The sequence below is a fragment of the Acidimicrobiales bacterium genome (assembly GCA_035316325.1).
Taxonomy (GTDB): Bacteria; Actinomycetota; Acidimicrobiia; order Acidimicrobiales; family VFJN01; genus DASXTK01.
Map to the genome: position 1 here is coordinate 48,591 of DATHJB010000024.1, position 15,899 is coordinate 64,489.

At 73.4% G+C, this 15,899-nt stretch carries 14 protein-coding genes; 9 read left to right on the forward strand and 5 right to left on the reverse strand.

Annotation, left to right across the window (positions count from 1 at the left end; genetic code table 11):
• Nucleotides 1–14: 14 nt before the first annotated feature.
• Nucleotides 15–1,016, reverse strand: a complete 1,002-nt coding sequence (locus VK611_03500) for an acyl-CoA dehydrogenase family protein (protein HMG40361.1) — start codon at nt 1,014–1,016, stop codon at nt 15–17.
• 36 nt (nt 1,017–1,052) lie between these two features.
• On the opposite strand from VK611_03500, the gene VK611_03505 reads away from it, so the two are divergent.
• The 5 genes from VK611_03505 to VK611_03525 are packed head-to-tail and all read left to right on the forward strand — an operon-like array spanning nt 1,053 to nt 6,126.
• The gene (locus VK611_03505) at nt 1,053–2,222 is read left to right on the forward strand and encodes an acyl-CoA dehydrogenase family protein (protein HMG40362.1); all 1,170 of its coding nucleotides are present in this window, start codon (nt 1,053–1,055) and stop codon (nt 2,220–2,222) included.
• A gap of 16 nt (nt 2,223–2,238) precedes the next feature.
• The gene (locus VK611_03510; protein ID HMG40363.1) at nt 2,239–2,601 is read left to right on the forward strand and encodes an OB-fold domain-containing protein; all 363 of its coding nucleotides are present in this window, start codon (nt 2,239–2,241) and stop codon (nt 2,599–2,601) included.
• Nucleotides 2,598–3,725, forward strand: a complete 1,128-nt coding sequence (locus VK611_03515) for a thiolase family protein (protein ID HMG40364.1) — start codon at nt 2,598–2,600, stop codon at nt 3,723–3,725. Before VK611_03510 ends, VK611_03515 begins: the two co-directional genes overlap by 4 nt.
• Nucleotides 3,726–3,771: 46 nt before the next feature.
• On the forward strand, nt 3,772–4,944 hold the full coding sequence (locus VK611_03520; protein HMG40365.1) for a steroid 3-ketoacyl-CoA thiolase: 1,173 nt from the start codon (nt 3,772–3,774) through the stop codon (nt 4,942–4,944).
• Between the two features lie 15 nt (nt 4,945–4,959).
• The gene (locus VK611_03525; GenBank protein HMG40366.1) at nt 4,960–6,126 is read left to right on the forward strand and encodes a hypothetical protein; all 1,167 of its coding nucleotides are present in this window, start codon (nt 4,960–4,962) and stop codon (nt 6,124–6,126) included.
• 13 nt (nt 6,127–6,139) lie between these two features.
• Here the strand turns inward: VK611_03525 and VK611_03530 are convergent, their stop codons facing one another.
• The gene (locus VK611_03530) at nt 6,140–7,162 is read right to left on the reverse strand and encodes a phosphotransferase family protein (GenBank protein ID HMG40367.1); all 1,023 of its coding nucleotides are present in this window, start codon (nt 7,160–7,162) and stop codon (nt 6,140–6,142) included.
• Complete coding sequence (locus VK611_03535) at nt 7,152–8,585, reverse strand: aldehyde dehydrogenase (protein HMG40368.1); 1,434 nt, start codon at nt 8,583–8,585, stop codon at nt 7,152–7,154. The genes VK611_03530 and VK611_03535 overlap by 11 nt, the downstream gene beginning before the upstream one ends.
• A gap of 200 nt (nt 8,586–8,785) precedes the next feature.
• Between VK611_03535 and VK611_03540 the strand changes: the two genes are divergently transcribed.
• Together VK611_03540 and VK611_03545 are read left to right on the forward strand one after the other, a co-directional pair.
• Nucleotides 8,786–10,045 carry a TetR/AcrR family transcriptional regulator gene (locus VK611_03540; protein HMG40369.1) on the forward strand — a complete coding sequence of 420 codons (1,260 nt, stop codon included), beginning with the start codon at nt 8,786–8,788 and terminating at the stop codon, nt 10,043–10,045.
• Nucleotides 10,042–10,833 carry a glucose 1-dehydrogenase gene (locus VK611_03545; GenBank protein ID HMG40370.1) on the forward strand — a complete coding sequence of 264 codons (792 nt, stop codon included), beginning with the start codon at nt 10,042–10,044 and terminating at the stop codon, nt 10,831–10,833. The genes VK611_03540 and VK611_03545 overlap by 4 nt, the downstream gene beginning before the upstream one ends.
• A gap of 71 nt (nt 10,834–10,904) precedes the next feature.
• Here VK611_03545 and VK611_03550 read toward each other — a convergent pair whose 3' ends face one another.
• Together VK611_03550 and VK611_03555 are read right to left on the reverse strand one after the other, a co-directional pair.
• A complete protein-coding gene (locus tag VK611_03550) occupies nt 10,905–12,365 on the reverse strand; it encodes an aldehyde dehydrogenase family protein (GenBank protein HMG40371.1) in 1,461 nt (486 codons plus the stop codon).
• Between the two features lie 45 nt (nt 12,366–12,410).
• Nucleotides 12,411–13,334 carry an alpha/beta hydrolase gene (locus VK611_03555; GenBank protein HMG40372.1) on the reverse strand — a complete coding sequence of 308 codons (924 nt, stop codon included), beginning with the start codon at nt 13,332–13,334 and terminating at the stop codon, nt 12,411–12,413.
• Nucleotides 13,335–13,428: 94 nt separating this feature from the next.
• Here VK611_03555 and VK611_03560 point away from each other — a divergent pair, with 94 nt between their 5' ends.
• Together VK611_03560 and VK611_03565 are read left to right on the forward strand one after the other, a co-directional pair.
• Nucleotides 13,429–14,646 carry a CoA transferase gene (locus VK611_03560; protein HMG40373.1) on the forward strand — a complete coding sequence of 406 codons (1,218 nt, stop codon included), beginning with the start codon at nt 13,429–13,431 and terminating at the stop codon, nt 14,644–14,646.
• On the forward strand, nt 14,643–15,860 hold the full coding sequence (locus tag VK611_03565; protein ID HMG40374.1) for an SDR family NAD(P)-dependent oxidoreductase: 1,218 nt from the start codon (nt 14,643–14,645) through the stop codon (nt 15,858–15,860). Before VK611_03560 ends, VK611_03565 begins: the two co-directional genes overlap by 4 nt.
• Nucleotides 15,861–15,899 lie beyond the last annotated feature (39 nt).

Sequence of the window (15,899 nt, forward strand, 5' to 3'; positions counted from 1 at the left end):
TCGGATGGTGACGACTACACGACGCTCTCGCCGGCGGCGATCCGTTCCCGGAGCAGGGTGGCGAGGCGCTCGCGGTGGACGGGGGCGTCGCCGAAGGTGACCTGGTCGAGCTGGGCCCGCTTCAGGTACAGGTGCAGGTCGTGCTCCCAGGTGAAGCCGATGCCGCCGTGCACCTGGAGGCCCGACGCCATGATCCGGCGGGCGGCGTCGGCGCACCACACCTTGGCGGTGGAGGCGGCGACCGACGCCTCGGGGTCACCGGCCGAGAGGCACCAGGCGGCGTGGTACACGGTCGAGCGCATGCCCTCGAGGTCGACGAGCATGTCGGCGCAGCGGTGCTTGACGGCCTGGAACGACCCGATGGGTTTGCCGAACTGCACCCGGGTCTTGGCGTGCTCGACGGTCATCTCCAGCACCCGGCCGGCGGCGCCCAGCGACTCGGCGCAGGCGGCGACGGCGGCCCGGTCGACCAGCGCCGCGCCCTCGGCCGGCCCACCCACCTGCTCGCCGCCCGGGGCGTCGGGCGACAGCCAGCCGACGCAGCGGGTCAGGTCCATGGCCGACTCCCGCGGGGGCCGGCGGTCCCGGAGGTCGTGCACGACGACGGCGTCGGGCGAGGCGACCACCGCCACGTCGGCGACCGGTGCGTACGGCACCAGCAGGCGCGCGTCGCCGCGACTCCACCCGACGCAGCCGATGCCCCCGGCCAGCAACGACTCGGCCCACGGCGATCCCGACGGGAGCGCCGACAGCGCCAGCAGCGTCGGCGCGAACGGCGCCGGAGCGACGCACCGCCCCACCTCTTCCATCAGCACCGCCGCCTCGACGAAGCCGAGGCCGAAGCCCTGGTCGATCCCGAGCCAGCCCTGCTCGACCATCGCCGCCCACAGCCCGGCGTCGTGCGACTCGCCGGCCCCGATGTGCGCCCGCACCCGCGCCGGCGACGCGAGATCGTCGAGCAGAGCGCGGGCGGCGTCGCGCAACGCCAGCTGGTCGTCGGACAGCTCGAAGTCCATAGGTTTCTGACGCTAGCGTCATTTCTCGTGGACCTCATGCCGACCGCCGAGCAGCGCCGCTTCCGGGACGACGTGCGGGCCTGGCTCCGGGCGAACCTCCCGTGGGAGTGGGGCGTCGGGCTGCCCCCGAAGCACGACGACCTGGGCGACGAGGTCGCCTTCGGGCGCACCTGGCAGGCCAAGCTCGCCGGCGAGCACCTCGTGGGCGTGACCTGGCCCGAGGCCTACGGCGGCCGGGGCGCCGGCCCGCTGGAGCACTTCATCGTCCAGGAGGAGCTCGCCCGCGCTCGGGCCCCCGAGCTGGTCGGGCGCATCGGGGTGAACCTGGCCGGCCCCACCCTGCTGGCCCACGGCACCGACGAGCAGCAGACCCGCTGGCTCCCCCGCATCCTCGACGCCCGGGACCTGTGGTGCCAGCTGTTCAGCGAGCCCGACGCCGGCAGCGACCTCACCGGCCTGCGCACCCGGGCCACGCCGGTCGACGGCGGGTGGCGCCTCGACGGCCAGAAGGTGTGGACCTCCTACGCCCAGTTCGCCGACTGGGGCATCTGCCTGGCCCGGACCGACCCCGACGCCCCGAAGCGCGCCGGCATCTCGTTCTTCGCGGTGGACATGTCGGCGCCGGGCGTGGAGGTGCGGCCGCTGGTGCAGCTGACCGGCGAGGCCGAGTTCAACGAGGTGTTCCTCACCGACGTGTTCGTGCCCACCGACCAGCTCGTCGGCCGGCTGAACGAGGGCTGGAAGGTGGCCAACTCGACGCTCTCGCACGAGCGCGGCACCAACCCCCGCCAGCTGGTGATCCACGTGCAGCTCGTCGAGGAGCTCCTCCGCCGGGCCCTGGCCGACGGCAGCTACGACGACCCGCGGCTCCGGCAGCAGCTCATGCAGTCGTTCGTGGAGGTGCGGCTGTTCCAGCTCAACAACTGGCGGTCGCTGTCGCGGCTGGCCAAGGGCCGGGAGCCCGGGCCCGAGGGCAGCACGCTGAAGCTCTACTGGAGCGAGATGAGCCAGCGGTTCCACGACGTCGTGATGGCCGTGCTCGGGCCGGCGTCGCCGCTGTGGCGGGGCGCGGACGGCAACCCGGGCGACGGTGCCTGGCAGCGGTCGTGGCTCTACTACCAGGCGGCGTCGATCTGGGCGGGCACCAACGAGATCCAGCGGACGATCGTGGGCGAGCGCGTCCTCGGCCTCCCCCGGGACAAGTGAAACTAAAATGACGGACGTGTCAGGACCTGAGCTGTTCACCGGCGACGGCCTCGTCGGCGGCGAGTGCGGCACCTGCGGCCGGCGCCACTTCCCCCTGGCCGAGTGGTGCCCCTGGTGCGGTGAACCCGACCCGGTCCGGGTGCAGCTCTCCCGCCACGGCACCCTGTGGAGCTGGACGTCGGTCACGGCCGCCCCGCCGGGCTACGAGGGCGAGGTGCCGTTCGGGTTCGGCGTCGTGGAGCTGGCCGACGACGGCCTCCAGGTCGTCACCCGCCTCACCGAGCCCGACCCCGACCGGCTGAGCCTGGGCGACCCCATGACGTTCACGGTCGTGGCGCTCGACGCCGGGCGGTCGACGTGGGCGTTCACGCCGCGATGACCGACGTCGAGGTCACCGGCACCGCCATGGTCCCGTTCGGGCGGCACCCGTCGCGCACCGCGACCGAGCTGGGGGCGGTCGCGGTGCACGACGCGCTCCACGAGGCCGGCGTCGGACGGCGCTTCGACGCGGCCTTCTGCGGCACGGCCTACGGCGGCATCGCCTCCGGCCACCGGGTGCTTGGCCGGCTGGGACTGACCGGCACCCCGATCGTCGACGTCGAGGCCGGGTGCGCCTCGGGCGCCGCCGCGCTGGCGCTGGCCGCCGGCGCCATCCGCGAGGGCCGGCACGGGACCGTGCTGGTCTTCGGTGTCGAGAAGATGCCCAAGGGGATGATCCGCTCGACCTACTTCGAGCCGTGGCAGGAGCAGCTGGGGCTGACCGCGGCGCCGGCCTACTTCGGGCTGCGCGCCCGCCGCCTGATGATCGAGTCGGGGGTCACCAAGGCCCAGCTGGCAGCCGTGGTGGTGAAGAACCGGGCCCACGGCGCCCACAACGACGACGCGATGTTCCGCACGCCCGTCACCGCCGACGAGGTGCTGGCCTCCCGCATGGTGTGCGACCCGCTGCACCTCTTCATGCTGTGCTCGCCCAACGAGGGCGCGGCGGCGCTGGTGCTCCAGGCCGGGCACCGCGGCGGCGTCCGGCTGCGGGCCTGTGCGCTGCGCAGCCACCTTCCCGGGCACGTCCTCAACGAGGGCTCGCCCCTGTGCGGCCTCGTCGGCGCGGCCCCCGAGCCCCCGACGGCGATGGCCGCGGCCGACGCCTACACCGAGGCGGGCCTCGGTCCGACCGACCTCGACGTGGTGGAGTGCCAGGACACCGACGCCGCCCGCGAGCTGCTCGCCTACGAGGAGCTGGGCCTCTGCAAGCCGGGCGGGTGCGGCGCCTTCCTGGATGCCGGCCACACCCGGCTCGGCGGCCGGCTGCCGGTGAACCCCAGCGGCGGGCTGCTGTCGAAAGGCGAGCCGCTCGGTGCGTCAGCCGTGGGGCAGGTGGTCGAGATCGTCCGCCAGCTGCAGGGTCGGGCCGACCCCCGGCGCCAGGTTGCCGACGCCCGCGTCGGGCTCGCCCAGACCATCGGCCGCGGCGCCAACGCCAGCGTCACCATCCTCAGCCGGTAGCCCGTTCCCGATCGCTTCTGACACGTGCGTCAACTATTCTGGGCCGATGCGTGAGGTCGTGATCATCGAGGCAGTGCGGACACCGGTCGGGCGGCGCAACGGGGGCCTGTCGAGCATGCACGCCGCCGACCTGCTCGCCATCGCCCAGAAGGCCGTCGTCGACCGGTCGGGCATCGACCCGAACGAGGTCGAGCAGGTGATCGGCGGCTGCATCAGCCAGGTCGGCATGCAGGCCTTCAACGTCACCCGCACGGCCTGGCTCACCGCCGGCCTGCCCATCACCGCGGCGGCCACCACGGTCGACAGCCAGTGCGGCTCGTCGCAGCAGGCCACCAGCATCGCCGCCAGCTTCGTCGCCTCCGGCCTGGTCGACGTGGCCGTGGCCTGCGGCGTCGAGGTGATGAGCCAGGTGCCCATGGGGTCGAGCCTGAGCAAGGGCGTCGGCAAGGCGATCCCGAGGTCGTACTTCCCGCAGTACGAGTGGACCACCCAGTTCGAGGCCGCCGAACAGATCGCCGAGAAGTGGGGCATCTCCCGCGCCGAGCTCGACACGCTGGGCGTCGACTCGCAGCAGCGGGCCGCCGTCGCCTGGGACGAGGGCCGCTTCGACGGCCAGATCGTGCCCGTCGACGCCCCCGACCTCGGCGAGGACGGCAAGCCCACCGGCACCACCCACCTCGTGGCCCGCGACGAGGGGCTGCGGGAGACCACGCTGGAGGCGCTGGCCGGCCTGAAGCCCGTGGTCGGCCCCGACGGCTACCACACCGCCGGCACCTCCTCGCAGATCTCTGACGCCGCCGCGGCCGTGCTGCTGACCACCCCCGAGAAGGCCGCCGAGCTGGGCCTCACGCCGCGGGCCCGGGTGGTCGACTCCTGCCTCGTCGGCTCCGACCCGACGCTGATGCTCACCGGCCCGATCGACGCCACCCGGCGCCTGCTCGGTCGCACCGGCATGGCGATGGCCGACATCGACATCACCGAGATCAACGAGGCCTTCGCCTCCGTGGTGCTCGCCTGGGAGCGAGAGGTGGAGCCCGACCACGCCACGGTGAACCCGAACGGCGGCGCCATCGCCCTCGGACACGCCCTGGGCAGCACCGGGACCGTGCTGCTCACCAAGGCGCTCCACGAGTTGGAGCGCCGCGACGCCGAGACCGCCCTGGTGACCATGTGCTGCGGCGGCGGGCTCGCCACCGGCACCATCCTCCAGCGCGCCTGACGCCGGCACCCGACGATGACGTCCTCCGGCCCGCTGCTGGCGGCCGACGAGTCGCTGACCCACCAGATCGCCACCACCTTCGCCCGCGTCGCCCCGACGGACCGGGCCTGGACCGAGAAGGTGTGGGCCATGGCCGCCGCCCGCGACGGCTCGCTGAGCCTGGCGTTCGGGCTGGGCAAGTACACGAACCGCAACGTGATGGACGCCTTCGCCGGCGTCTCCCGCGGCACCGAGCAGTGGACCGTCCGGGGCAGCCGCCGGCTGGCGCCCGAGCCGGAGCGCACCGGGGTCGGCCCGATCCGCTACGAGGTGGTCGAGCCGCTCTCCCGGGTGCGGATCGCCCTGGACGCCAACGACGTGGCGCCGATCAGCTTCGAGTGCGAGCTGCGCGGGGTGGTCCCGCCCGCGGTCGAGGAGCAGGAGACGCACGTCAGCCGCAGCCGCTACCGCATCGACGCCGACGTCGTCCGGTTCCACCAGACGGCTGTGGCGGAGGGCTGGGTCGAGGTCGACGGCGAGCGGCACGAGATCGACCCGGGCTCGTGGGTCGGCGCCCGCGACCGCTCGTGGGGCGTCCGCTACGGGGTCGGGCGACCGGAGGACGACGTCGAGCCGACCGGCACCCCGGCCGACGCCGCCGGGCTGGTCGTGTGGATGCCCGTCACGATGACCGCTGCCGACGGCACCCCCTACGGCCTCTTCGTCTACCACCAGCGCTTCGTCGGGCGCGGCTGGTCGACCGGGAGCGTGCAGGGCGGCATCGAGCGACCCGCCGGCGCCGGCCGCCCCCAGCCGTTCCGCGACGTGGTGCCCGACCTCCGCTTCGACGACGGCAACCGGCGCCTCCTCGGCGGCACGCTGCGCTGCGTGCTGGCCGACGGCGGCGAGCGCACCTTCACGGTCCGCCCGGTGTCGGACACGGGCTTCCACCTGGGGACCGGTCTCTACGGCGGCTTCGAGGACCACTGGCATGGCGAGTGGCGCGGCAAGCTGCACGTGGAGGGCGAGCACGTGGTCGGCTGCGACCGGGTCGACGTCGCCCACCGGCTCCACCAGCACCGCGACTGCATCGTGCGCGTCGAGGACCCGGCGACCGGCGACACGGGCGTCGGGACCGTGCAGTCGATCGTCACCGGCGCCCACCCCGACCTGGGCCTCACCGCCGAGGCGTCGTTCCTCTAGTTCACCGCCGGCGTCAGAGCCGCTCGACGTAGCGGGCCGTGTAGCGGACGACGGGGTGGTCGGCGGGATCGGGGACGGGTGAGCCGGCGGCCAGCGCTGCCACCACCTGCGTCCGCACCACGACCGTGGCGGCGCGGGCCATGGCGAACACCTCGTGCCAGCCCAGGTCGAGCAGCGGTCGCCCGAGGGCGCGCTCGTGGTGGGCGACGACCTCGTCGCGGTCGAGGAAGCCGGGCACCCGGGTGCCGAAGAACCGCTCGGTCATCGCCGACAGCGCCGTGAACCAGGCCACGTCCGACTCGGCGGGCCCGATCGTCGCCATCTCCCAGTCGACGACGGCGGCCGGCCGGTACCGCTCGTCGAACACGACGTTGCCCAGCCGCACGTCGCCCCACAGCACCGAGCGGGGCGGCTCGGTGGCGGGCAGGTGCGTGCGGCACCAGGCGAACAGCTCCTGCAGGGCATCGGCCGGCTGCGGCCCGCAGGCCCAGACGGCGTAGTCCTCCCACCAGCGCAGCTCGTCGCCGAGGCCACCGTGCGCGCCCCGCAGCTGCGCCTCCAGCCCGGTGCCGGCCCACGGCAGGCGGTGGATCGCCGCCAGGGCGTCGAGGAAGCCCGTGTGCACCTGCCGCTGCTCGTCGGCGGTCGCGGCCATCAGCCACGAGCACTCCGTCGGCACCTCGCCGGGATGGCGGCCCGGCACCCAGGGCATCACCAGGAAGCGGCACCCGAGCCACGACGGGTCCTCCTCGAGCACGACCGGCCCGGCGATCGGGACCCCGCCCGCGGCCGCCGCCTCCTGGACGGCGACCTGCATGCCGAGGTCGTAGGCCGGGAACAGCGGCGGGCCGGTCGGCTCGCACCGGACGACCAGCGCCGTCTCGGGCGCGGGCGCCGCCCCGTGCACCCGCACGAACAGCAGCTCGTTGGAGTAGCCGCCGCCCGGTGGGTCCTCCACCGTGAGGGTCACATCGCCGGCCCCGGGGTGCCGGTGCCGGTACCAGGCCCGGACCGCGTCGACCCGGTCAGATCCCATGGACGCACTTCAGCTCGACGAACGACTGCAGCCCCTCGGTGCCGTACTCCCGACCCAGGCCGGAGCTCTTGTAGCCGCCGAACGGGGTGACGACGTCGGGCCCGTAGCTGTTCACGCCGAACGTGCCGGTGCGCACCCGGCGGGCGATGCCGAGGCCGCGGGTCTTGTCGGCGGTCCACACCGAGCCGCCGAGCCCGTAGATCGAGTCGTTGGCCAGGCGCACGGCATCGTCGTCGTCCTCGTAGGCGACGACGACCACCACCGGCCCGAAGATCTCCTCCTGGGCGATGCGCATCCGGTTGTCGACGTCGGCGAACAGCGTCGGGGCGACGTACCAGCCGTCCGCGGCCGCCGGGGGCAGCGGCTCGCCGCCCACCACCCGCCGGGCGCCCTCGGCGAGGCCCAGCTCGACGTAGCCCTGCACGCGGTCGCGCTGGCGCTCGCTGACGAGCGGGCCGATCTCGGTGGCCGGGTCGAGCGGGTCGCCGACGACGAAGCTGCGCACGGCGTCGGCCAGCGCCTCGACGGCCTCGCCGTGGCGGGAGCGGGGCACCAGCACCCGGGTCTGGGCGGCGCACGCCTGCCCGTTGTTCATGTAGGAGGCGAAGCGGAGGCCGGCCGCCGTCCGGGCCAGGTCGGCGTCGTCGAGCACGATCGCCGCCGACTTGCCGCCCAGCTCGAGGCTCACCCGCTTGAGCTGCTCGCCGCAGACCGCCCCGATCTCCCGCCCGACCGCGGTCGAGCCGGTGAACGTCACCTTGTCGACGCTCGGGTGGGCGACGAGCCGGCGTCCGGCCTCCACGCCGCCGGGCAGGATGCTCACGACGCCCGGCGGGAAGCCGCAGCCGTCGATCAGGTCGGCCAGCAACAGGGCGTCGAGCGGCGACTCCGGCGCGGCCTTGACCACCACGCAGCACCCGGCCAGCAGCGCGGGGACGAGCTTCGCCACGATGAGGATCTGGGGGACGTTCCAGGCGGTGATGGCCGCGACGACCCCGACGGGCTCGCGCAGCACCCGGGCGCCGCCGAAGGCGCCGGGCACGTCGTCCTCCCAGGCGAGGGCGGCCGCGGCCTCCAGGTAGCCGTCGATGATGCGGGGCACGGCGCCGACCTGCCCGAACTGCGAGAAGGTGAGCGGCGAGCCGTTCTCCGACGAGATCACCGCGGCCATCTCGTCGAGCTGCCCGGCGTAGCGGGCGCCGAGCCGGGCGACGACCTCGGCCCGCGCCGCCGGCGGGGTGCGGGGCCACTCGCCCTCGTCGAACGCCTGCCGGGCCAGCGCGACCGCCGTGTCGACGTCGTCGGTCGAGGCCGCGGGCGCGGTGGCGATCGGTCGGCCGGTGTGGGGCGAGACGACCGTGAGTCGCTCCCCGCCCCGCGGCGCGGCCCAGGCGCCACCGACGTACAGCTCGTGCCGGTCCATCGGACCCTCCAAGAGTTGACGCAAACGTTAGAATCCTAGCCGGGCTGCGATGCGCCGCGGGATCGCCGGAGGTTGGGTCGGGCCCTGCTAGATTTCGGACACTGTCGTCAGTTTCAAAGGTGTGTGGTGTGCCCGATGCGCCAGTGAGCGGCCAGGAGGAAGCCATCCTCCGGCGGGCTCCATTCTCCGAGAACCCGCGTGTGGGCACCCGCGGCCTGCGCTCGCAGAAGCGCATCCTCGACGCCGCGCTCCAGGTCTTCGGCGAGCTCGGCTACCACCAGACCGGCGTCATCCGCATCACCGAGGTCGCCGGTTGCTCCCGAGCGGCCTTCTACCAGTACTTCTCCAGCAAGGAAGACGTCTTCCGCCACCTCGCCGGCGACGTGGCGCACCAGCTGATGGCGTCCACCGAGGCGCTCAAGGAGATCACCGCCGACGTGGCGGGCTGGAAGGTGCTGCGGGAGTGGATCGACGAGCACGCCACCATCTACGCCACCTACGAGCCGGTGTTCCAGGCGTTCCAGGCCGCCCAGGCCAGCGACGAGGCCGTCGCCAGCGGTGCGGCGCGGATCGCCAACCGACAGTCGGCCGCGCTGCGGGCCAAGGTCCCCACCGACACCCTGCCGCCCCGGCACGTCGACGCGGTGCTCGACCTGCTGCTGAGCAGCATCACCCGCACCCACCGGTTCTGCGACGTACTCCGGGCCGCGCTGCCCAAGGGGGCGCTGCCGGAGGAGCGGATCTACACGGCTCTCGCCGACGTCGTCCACCGCACGCTCTTCGGGTTGGACGAGGCGGTCAACGTGCGCGCCGCACCGGACGAGCCGGTGGTCCGCCTCCGGACGCGCGGGGCGCTGCTGGGGAGCCTCCAGGACGACCGCATCCCCGCCAACCTCTCCCCCACCAGCCAGCGCACGCTCGACGCGCTCCTGGAGGCGGCGCAGGAGGTGCTGATCACGCAGGGCTACCACGCCACCCGGGTCGACGACATCGCCGCGTCGGCGGGCGTGTCGCACGGCGCGTTCTACCGCTACTTCGAGAACAAGGACCACATCGTGCGGGCGGTCGCCATCCGGGCGATCACCCGGGTGGGCGAAGCGTTCGCCGACATCCCCGACATCGCCACCGCCGACGGTCCGGCCAGCCCGACGGCGCTGCGGCGCTGGCTGCGGCGCTACGCCAGCACGTCGGCGTCGGAAGCCGCGATGGTCCGGGTCTGGGTCGACGGGGCGGAGGACAACCCCCAGCAGACGCTCGAGTCCGCCGCCGCGCTCGACTGGGGGCGCACCCGGCTCGTCCGCGTCCTGGAGCCCCGGGGCTTCGGCGACGTCGAGACCGAGGCCCTGCTGCTGGTGGTGGTGCTCGACGCCATGGGAGCACAGCGACGCTCGCCGGCCGTCATCGAGGCGGCCGCCCTGTTCATCGAGCGCGGCCTGCTCGGCTCGGTGCACGCCCGGTGAGCCCGGCACCGGACGACGACGCCCGTGTGCGCACGCCGGCCGAGCTGTTCGACCTGACCGGCAAGGTCGCCCTCGTCACCGGGGGCAGCCGGGGCCTCGGCGAGCAGATGGCGCGGGCGTTCGCCGCTGCCGGGGCCGACGTCGTGATCGCCAGCCGCAAGCTGGAGAACTGCGAGCGGGTGGCGACCGAGATCGAGAAGGCGACGGGACGGACCGCGCTCCCCTACTCCTGCCACGTCGGGCGGTGGGACGAGCTGCCGGGCCTGGTCGACGCCACCTACGACCACTTCGGCCACCTCGACGTGCTCGTGAACAACGCCGGGATGTCACCCGTGTACCCCGACCTCGGCTCGGTGTCGGAGCAGCTCTTCGACAGCGTGGTGAACCTGAACCTCAAGGGCCCGTTCCGGCTGTGCGCCCTGGCCGGCCCCCGCATGGTGGCCGACGGCGGGGGCTCGATCATCAACGTGAGCAGCACCGGGTCGATCCGCCCCAACGAGGCGATCATCCCCTACGCCGCGGCCAAGGCCGGGCTCAACACCATGACCGCAGCGCTCGCCGGCGCCCTCGGGCCGACCGTGCGGGTGAACTGCCTGATGGCCGGGCCGTTCCTCACCGACGCCGCCGCCGGCTGGGACATGGAGGGTTTCGAGAGGGGCGCCCGGAGCCACGCCCTCCAGCGCATCGGCGCCCCCGACGAGATAGTCGGCGCCGCCCTCTACCTGGCCAGCGACGCCTCCAGCTACACCAGCGGCGCCACCCTCCGGGTCGACGGCGGCATCCCGTAACCCCGAAATTGCGTGGCAGGTGGCCGCTATGGCGCCATCTCCCACGCAATTTCGGTAGGGGTTCGGACCGGTCAGCCGGGCCAGCCGACGGTCTTCGTCTCGGTGAAGACCTCCAGGCCCTCCCGGCCGCACTGCCGGCCGATGCCCGAGCCCTTGTAGCCGCCGAACGGGGCGTCGGCGCCGTACCAGACGCCACCGTTGATCCCCAGCGTGCCCGTGCGGATGCGGCGGGCGACGCCCTTGGCCCGCTCCAGGTCGCCGGACGTGATCATCCCCGAGAGCCCGTAGGGCGAGTCGTTGGCGATGCGCACGGCATCGTCGTCGCCGTCGAAGGGGATCACCACCAGCACGGGGCCGAAGATCTCCTCGCGGGCGACGGTCATCGAGTTGTCGACGTCGGCGAACAGCGTGGGCTCGACGTAGTACCCGACCGGCAGGTGCGCCGGCACCCCGCCACCGGTCACGACCCGCGCCCCCTCGGCCTTGCCCTGCTCGATGTAGCCGAGCACGCGCTCCTGCTGCTTGCGCGACACCTGCGGGCCCTGCATCACCGACGTGTCCGTGGGGTCGCCGTAGCTCCAGCCGTCGAAGCCCGACCGCACGAGCTCGACCGCCTCGTCGTAGCGGGACCGGGGCACGAGGATCCGCGACGAGATCGCGCACCCCTGGCCGCCGTGCATGCACGACATGACCGCGCTGGGCAGGGACGCCTCCAGGTTGGCGTCGTCGAGCAGGAGGTTGACCGACTTGCCGCCCAGCTCGAGGAAGACCCGCTTCAGGGTGGGCGCCCCCGCCTCCATGATCCGCCGGCCGGTCGCCGTCGAGCCGGTGAAGGCCACCAGGTCGACGTCGGGCGAGGTGGTGAGCACCTCCCCCACCATGTGGTCGCGGCTGGTCACGATGTTGACGACGCCGGGCGGGATGTCGGTCTTCTCGACGATCAGGCGGGCCAGGCGGGTGGCGTTCCAGGGCGTGTCGGGCGCGGGTTTGAGCACGCACGTGTTGCCCATGGCGAGGACGGGCCCGAGCTTGTTGAGGGTGATCTCGAACGGGAAGTTCCACGGCACGATCACCCCGACCACGCCGACGGGCTCCTTCCACACCCAGCGCTCGGTCTCGTAGCCGACGCCCATGGCGTCCTTGGACCCGATCGGGCGCTCCCACTCGAAGTCGTCGACCATGGCGGCCGGCCAGGTCAGCGCCTCGCGCAGCGGGGCGTCGAGCTGCGGCCCGTAGGTGATCAGGACGGGGCACCCCACCTCGGCGACCAGCTCGTGGCGCAGGTCCTCCTGCTCCGCCTCGATGGCGGCCTGGAGCTGGTGGAGGCACTGCTTGCGCAGCTCGCGGTCGGTCGACCAGGAGGTGGTGTCGAACGCCTGGCGGGCCGCGGCGACGGCGCGCGCCATGTCGGCCGCCGAGCCATCGGCCACGGGGCCGAGCACCTCTTCGGTGGCCGGGTTCACGTTGTCGAACGTGGCACCTCCCTCACCCTCGACCAGCCGACCATCGACGAGCATCCGCAGATCGCCCACGTGCACCCTCCCCCGTCAGGAACTGCCAGAAATCTAACACCAGCGTCACTCCGATGACGGCGTGACCTCGTCGAGGAAGGCCGAGACCAGGGCGATCGTCGAGCGCGGGTTGTCGCCGGCGGCCAGGTGCCCGGCGCGCTCCACCACGGCCAGCCGGGCGTCGGGGATCAGGTCGACGAGCTCCTCGGCGCTCTGGCTCGACAGCACGTCGCTGGCCGCGCCCCGCAGGACCAGGACCGGGCAGCGCAGCCCGGCCGCGTCCTCCTCGAGCCCGGCGAGGATCACGCTCGCGTCCACCGGCTCGGCCGTGGCGGCCTCCCGCTCGCGCCAGCGCTGGCCGGCGCGGTGCTTCCAGACCCAGCGCCCGTCGGCCCGCTGCCGCAGGTTGCGGCTCAGGCTCTGGACGCGGACGTTCTTGCGGTGCGGCAGGTATTGCCGGATCTCGGTGGCCGCCTCCTCCAGCGAGCCGAACGACTCGTGGGCGGTCATCATCTCCATGATCCGCCGCACACCCTTCTCCTCCAGGCGGTGGGCGACGTCGATCAGCACGATCCCGGTCACCCGCTCGGGATGGCCCGACGCGTAGGTGAGCGACGTGATGCCGCCCAACGAGGCGCCGACGAGCACGAGCCGCTCGAGGCCGAACGCGTCGAGCAGCGGGGCGATCGCCGCGGCCAGCGCCTGGCGGCCGAACGTGTCGGTGGGCGCCAGCGGGTCGGAGTCGCCGTGCCCGGGCATGTCCGGGGCCACCACGTGGTAGCGGTCGCCCAGCGCGGCGCCCAGCTCCTCGTACATGTAGGCGGTCTGGCCCCCGCCGTGGAGGGCGAGAACGGGCGGCAGCCCACGGTGGCCCCACTCGAGGTAGTGCACCTGGCGCTCCCCCACCTGCAGGAAGCCGCTCCGACCGCCCGGGGGGATGTCGTGGCGGGGGGCCAGGTCGTCCGGGTCGAAGGCGTCGGCGATGCTCACCCGAACTTTATAACACCGGCGTCACATGAAGGGTTAGATTGCGTCGAAGCGGATCGGGACGGCGTGCCACCCGTCCCAGAAGGGGGTGCTGCCGATGGCTGGTCCACTGGACGGCGTGCGGGTGCTCGAGGTCGCGAGCTGGATGTTCGTGCCCTCGGGAGGATCGGTGCTGGTCGACTGGGGCGCGGACGTCGTCAAGGTCGAGCACCCCGTCACCGGCGACCCCCAGCGCGGCCTCGTCACGTCCGGCCTGATACCGGGCGGCCCCGACGGCGTGAACTTCATGATCGAGCAGCCCAACCGGGGCAAGCGCTCGGTGGCCATCGACATCGCCCACCCCGACGGCCACGAGGCGCTGATGCGCCTGGTCGACACCGCCGACGTCTTCCTCACCAGCTACCTGCCGCCGGTGCGGCGCAAGCTCGGCATCGACACCGACGCCATCCGGGCCCGCAACCCGAACATCATCGTCGCCCGCGGCTCCGGCCAGGGACCGAAGGGCCCCGACGCCGAGAAGGGCGGCTACGACGGCGCCTCGTTCTGGGCGCGGGGCGGCGTCGGCGCCACGATGCCGGAGAACGAGGGATGGCCGCAGGGTCAGCCCAGCCCGGCGTTCGGCGACGTGATGGGCGGCCTGGCCACCGCCGGCGCCATCGCCGCCGCCCTCTTCAAGCGCGAGCGGTCCGGCGAGGCGAGCGTGGTCGACGTGTCGCTGCTCGCCACCGCCATGTGGCAGATCTCGCCGATGGTGGTGGCGTCGAAGCTCTTCGGCCTCACCCGGATCACGGGGAAGGGGCGCGGGATGTCGCCCAACCCCGGCGTCGGCACCTACCGCACCAGCGACGACCGCTTCATCAGCCTGATCCTGCTGCAGTCCGACAAGCACTGGGACGACTTCGTCGCCCGCCTCGGGGTGCCCGACATGGCCACCGACGAGCGGTTCCGCGACTCGACGGTGCGCGCCGAGAACTCCGCCGCGTGCATCGCCCGCCTCGACGAGGCCTTCGGCTCGCAGCCCCTCTCCTACTGGAAGGAGGCGCTGGCCGACTTCGACGGTGTGTGGACGCCCTTCCAGACCCTCGACGAGCTCTACTCCGACCCGCAGGTGGTCGCCAACGGCTACCTGCCGACGATGACCGCCGCCAACGGGCAGGACGTGCAACTCGTGGCCAGCCCGGCGCAGTTCGACGAGGTGGCCGTCGGGGTGGAGCGGGCGCCCGAGCACGGCGAGCACACCGAGCTGGTGCTGCTCGAAGCGGGCCTCGACTGGGACCGCATCGCGGCGCTGAAGGAGTCGAAGGCGATCCTGTGATCCCCGCAGGGAGCGCGCTGGTCACCGGGGCCAGCCGGGGCATCGGGCGGGCCGTCGCCGTGGAGCTGGCCGAGCGGGGCTTCGACGTGGTGGCCGCGATGCGCGACCCGGCCGACGGGAAGGACCTGGTCGGTGGACGCATGACCGTCGCCCGGATGGACGTCACCGACCCGTCGACCATCGTGATCCCCGACGACCTCCGGGTGCTGGTCAACAACGCCGGCGTCGACCACGACCACACCCCGGTCGAGCACGCCGACCCGGCGGCATGGCGGGCCATGTTCGAGACCAACGTGATGGGCGTGCTCCACGTGACCCAGGCCGCCGTCCCCGTGCTGCGGGCCAACGCCCCGGCCGTGGTGTGCAACGTGACGTCGTCGTCGATCCTGGCGCCGGTGGCGTTCTACGCCGGCTACCGCGCCAGCAAGGCCGCCGTCTCCGCCGTCTGCGACGGCCTGCGGACCGAGCTGGCGCCGTTCGGCGTGCGGGTGGTGGAGATCCTCCCGGGGCCCGTCGACACCGACATGTTCCGGGTGACCGCCGGCGAGCCGCCGGCCGCCCGCTTCGAGCTCTACCGGGAGATGGCCGAGGCCGGCGCCGAGGGCCGGCGCCTCTACGCCGACCCGCTGGTGGTGCCGCCGGCCCAGGCGGCGAGCGACATCGTCGACGCCCTCCTCGACGACGACGGGCCCATGCGCCACAGCTGCGATCCCGTCGGCAAGGGCCTGCTCGACCTGTGGCGCCAGACCGACGACGAGTCGCTGTACCAGCTGGTCACCGGGGCTCCGGCGGCGCCCGACCCCGCTGTCGTCGCTGCCGCCGACGACGGGCGGGTGCAGGGCCACGTGCCCGGCCACCTGCTGACCGAGCTGGGCATGCGGCGGGTCGACGATCCCGAGGCCGGGCCCTGCCTCGAGCTGGACCTGCGGCCCGAGGTCACCAACCCCCACGGCGGGCTGCACGGCGGGCTGATGGCCGCGCTCATCGAGTGCGGCGCGGCCTCGGTGGCGGTGCGGGCCTGCGAGAGCGAGATGATCGTCGCCGGCGACCTGGTCGTGCGGTTCCTGTCGCCGGTGAAGGTGGGCCCGGCGCGGGTGGTCGGCCGGGTGCTCCGGGTGGGTCGGCGCCAGGTGGTGGTGCAGGCCGACGTGCTCGACATCGGCGACGACCGCCGCCTGGCCGCCTCCTCGACGCTCGCCTACACCCGCCTCTGAGCCACACCCCCACCCGAAATCTCGACAGAAGTGGTCGCT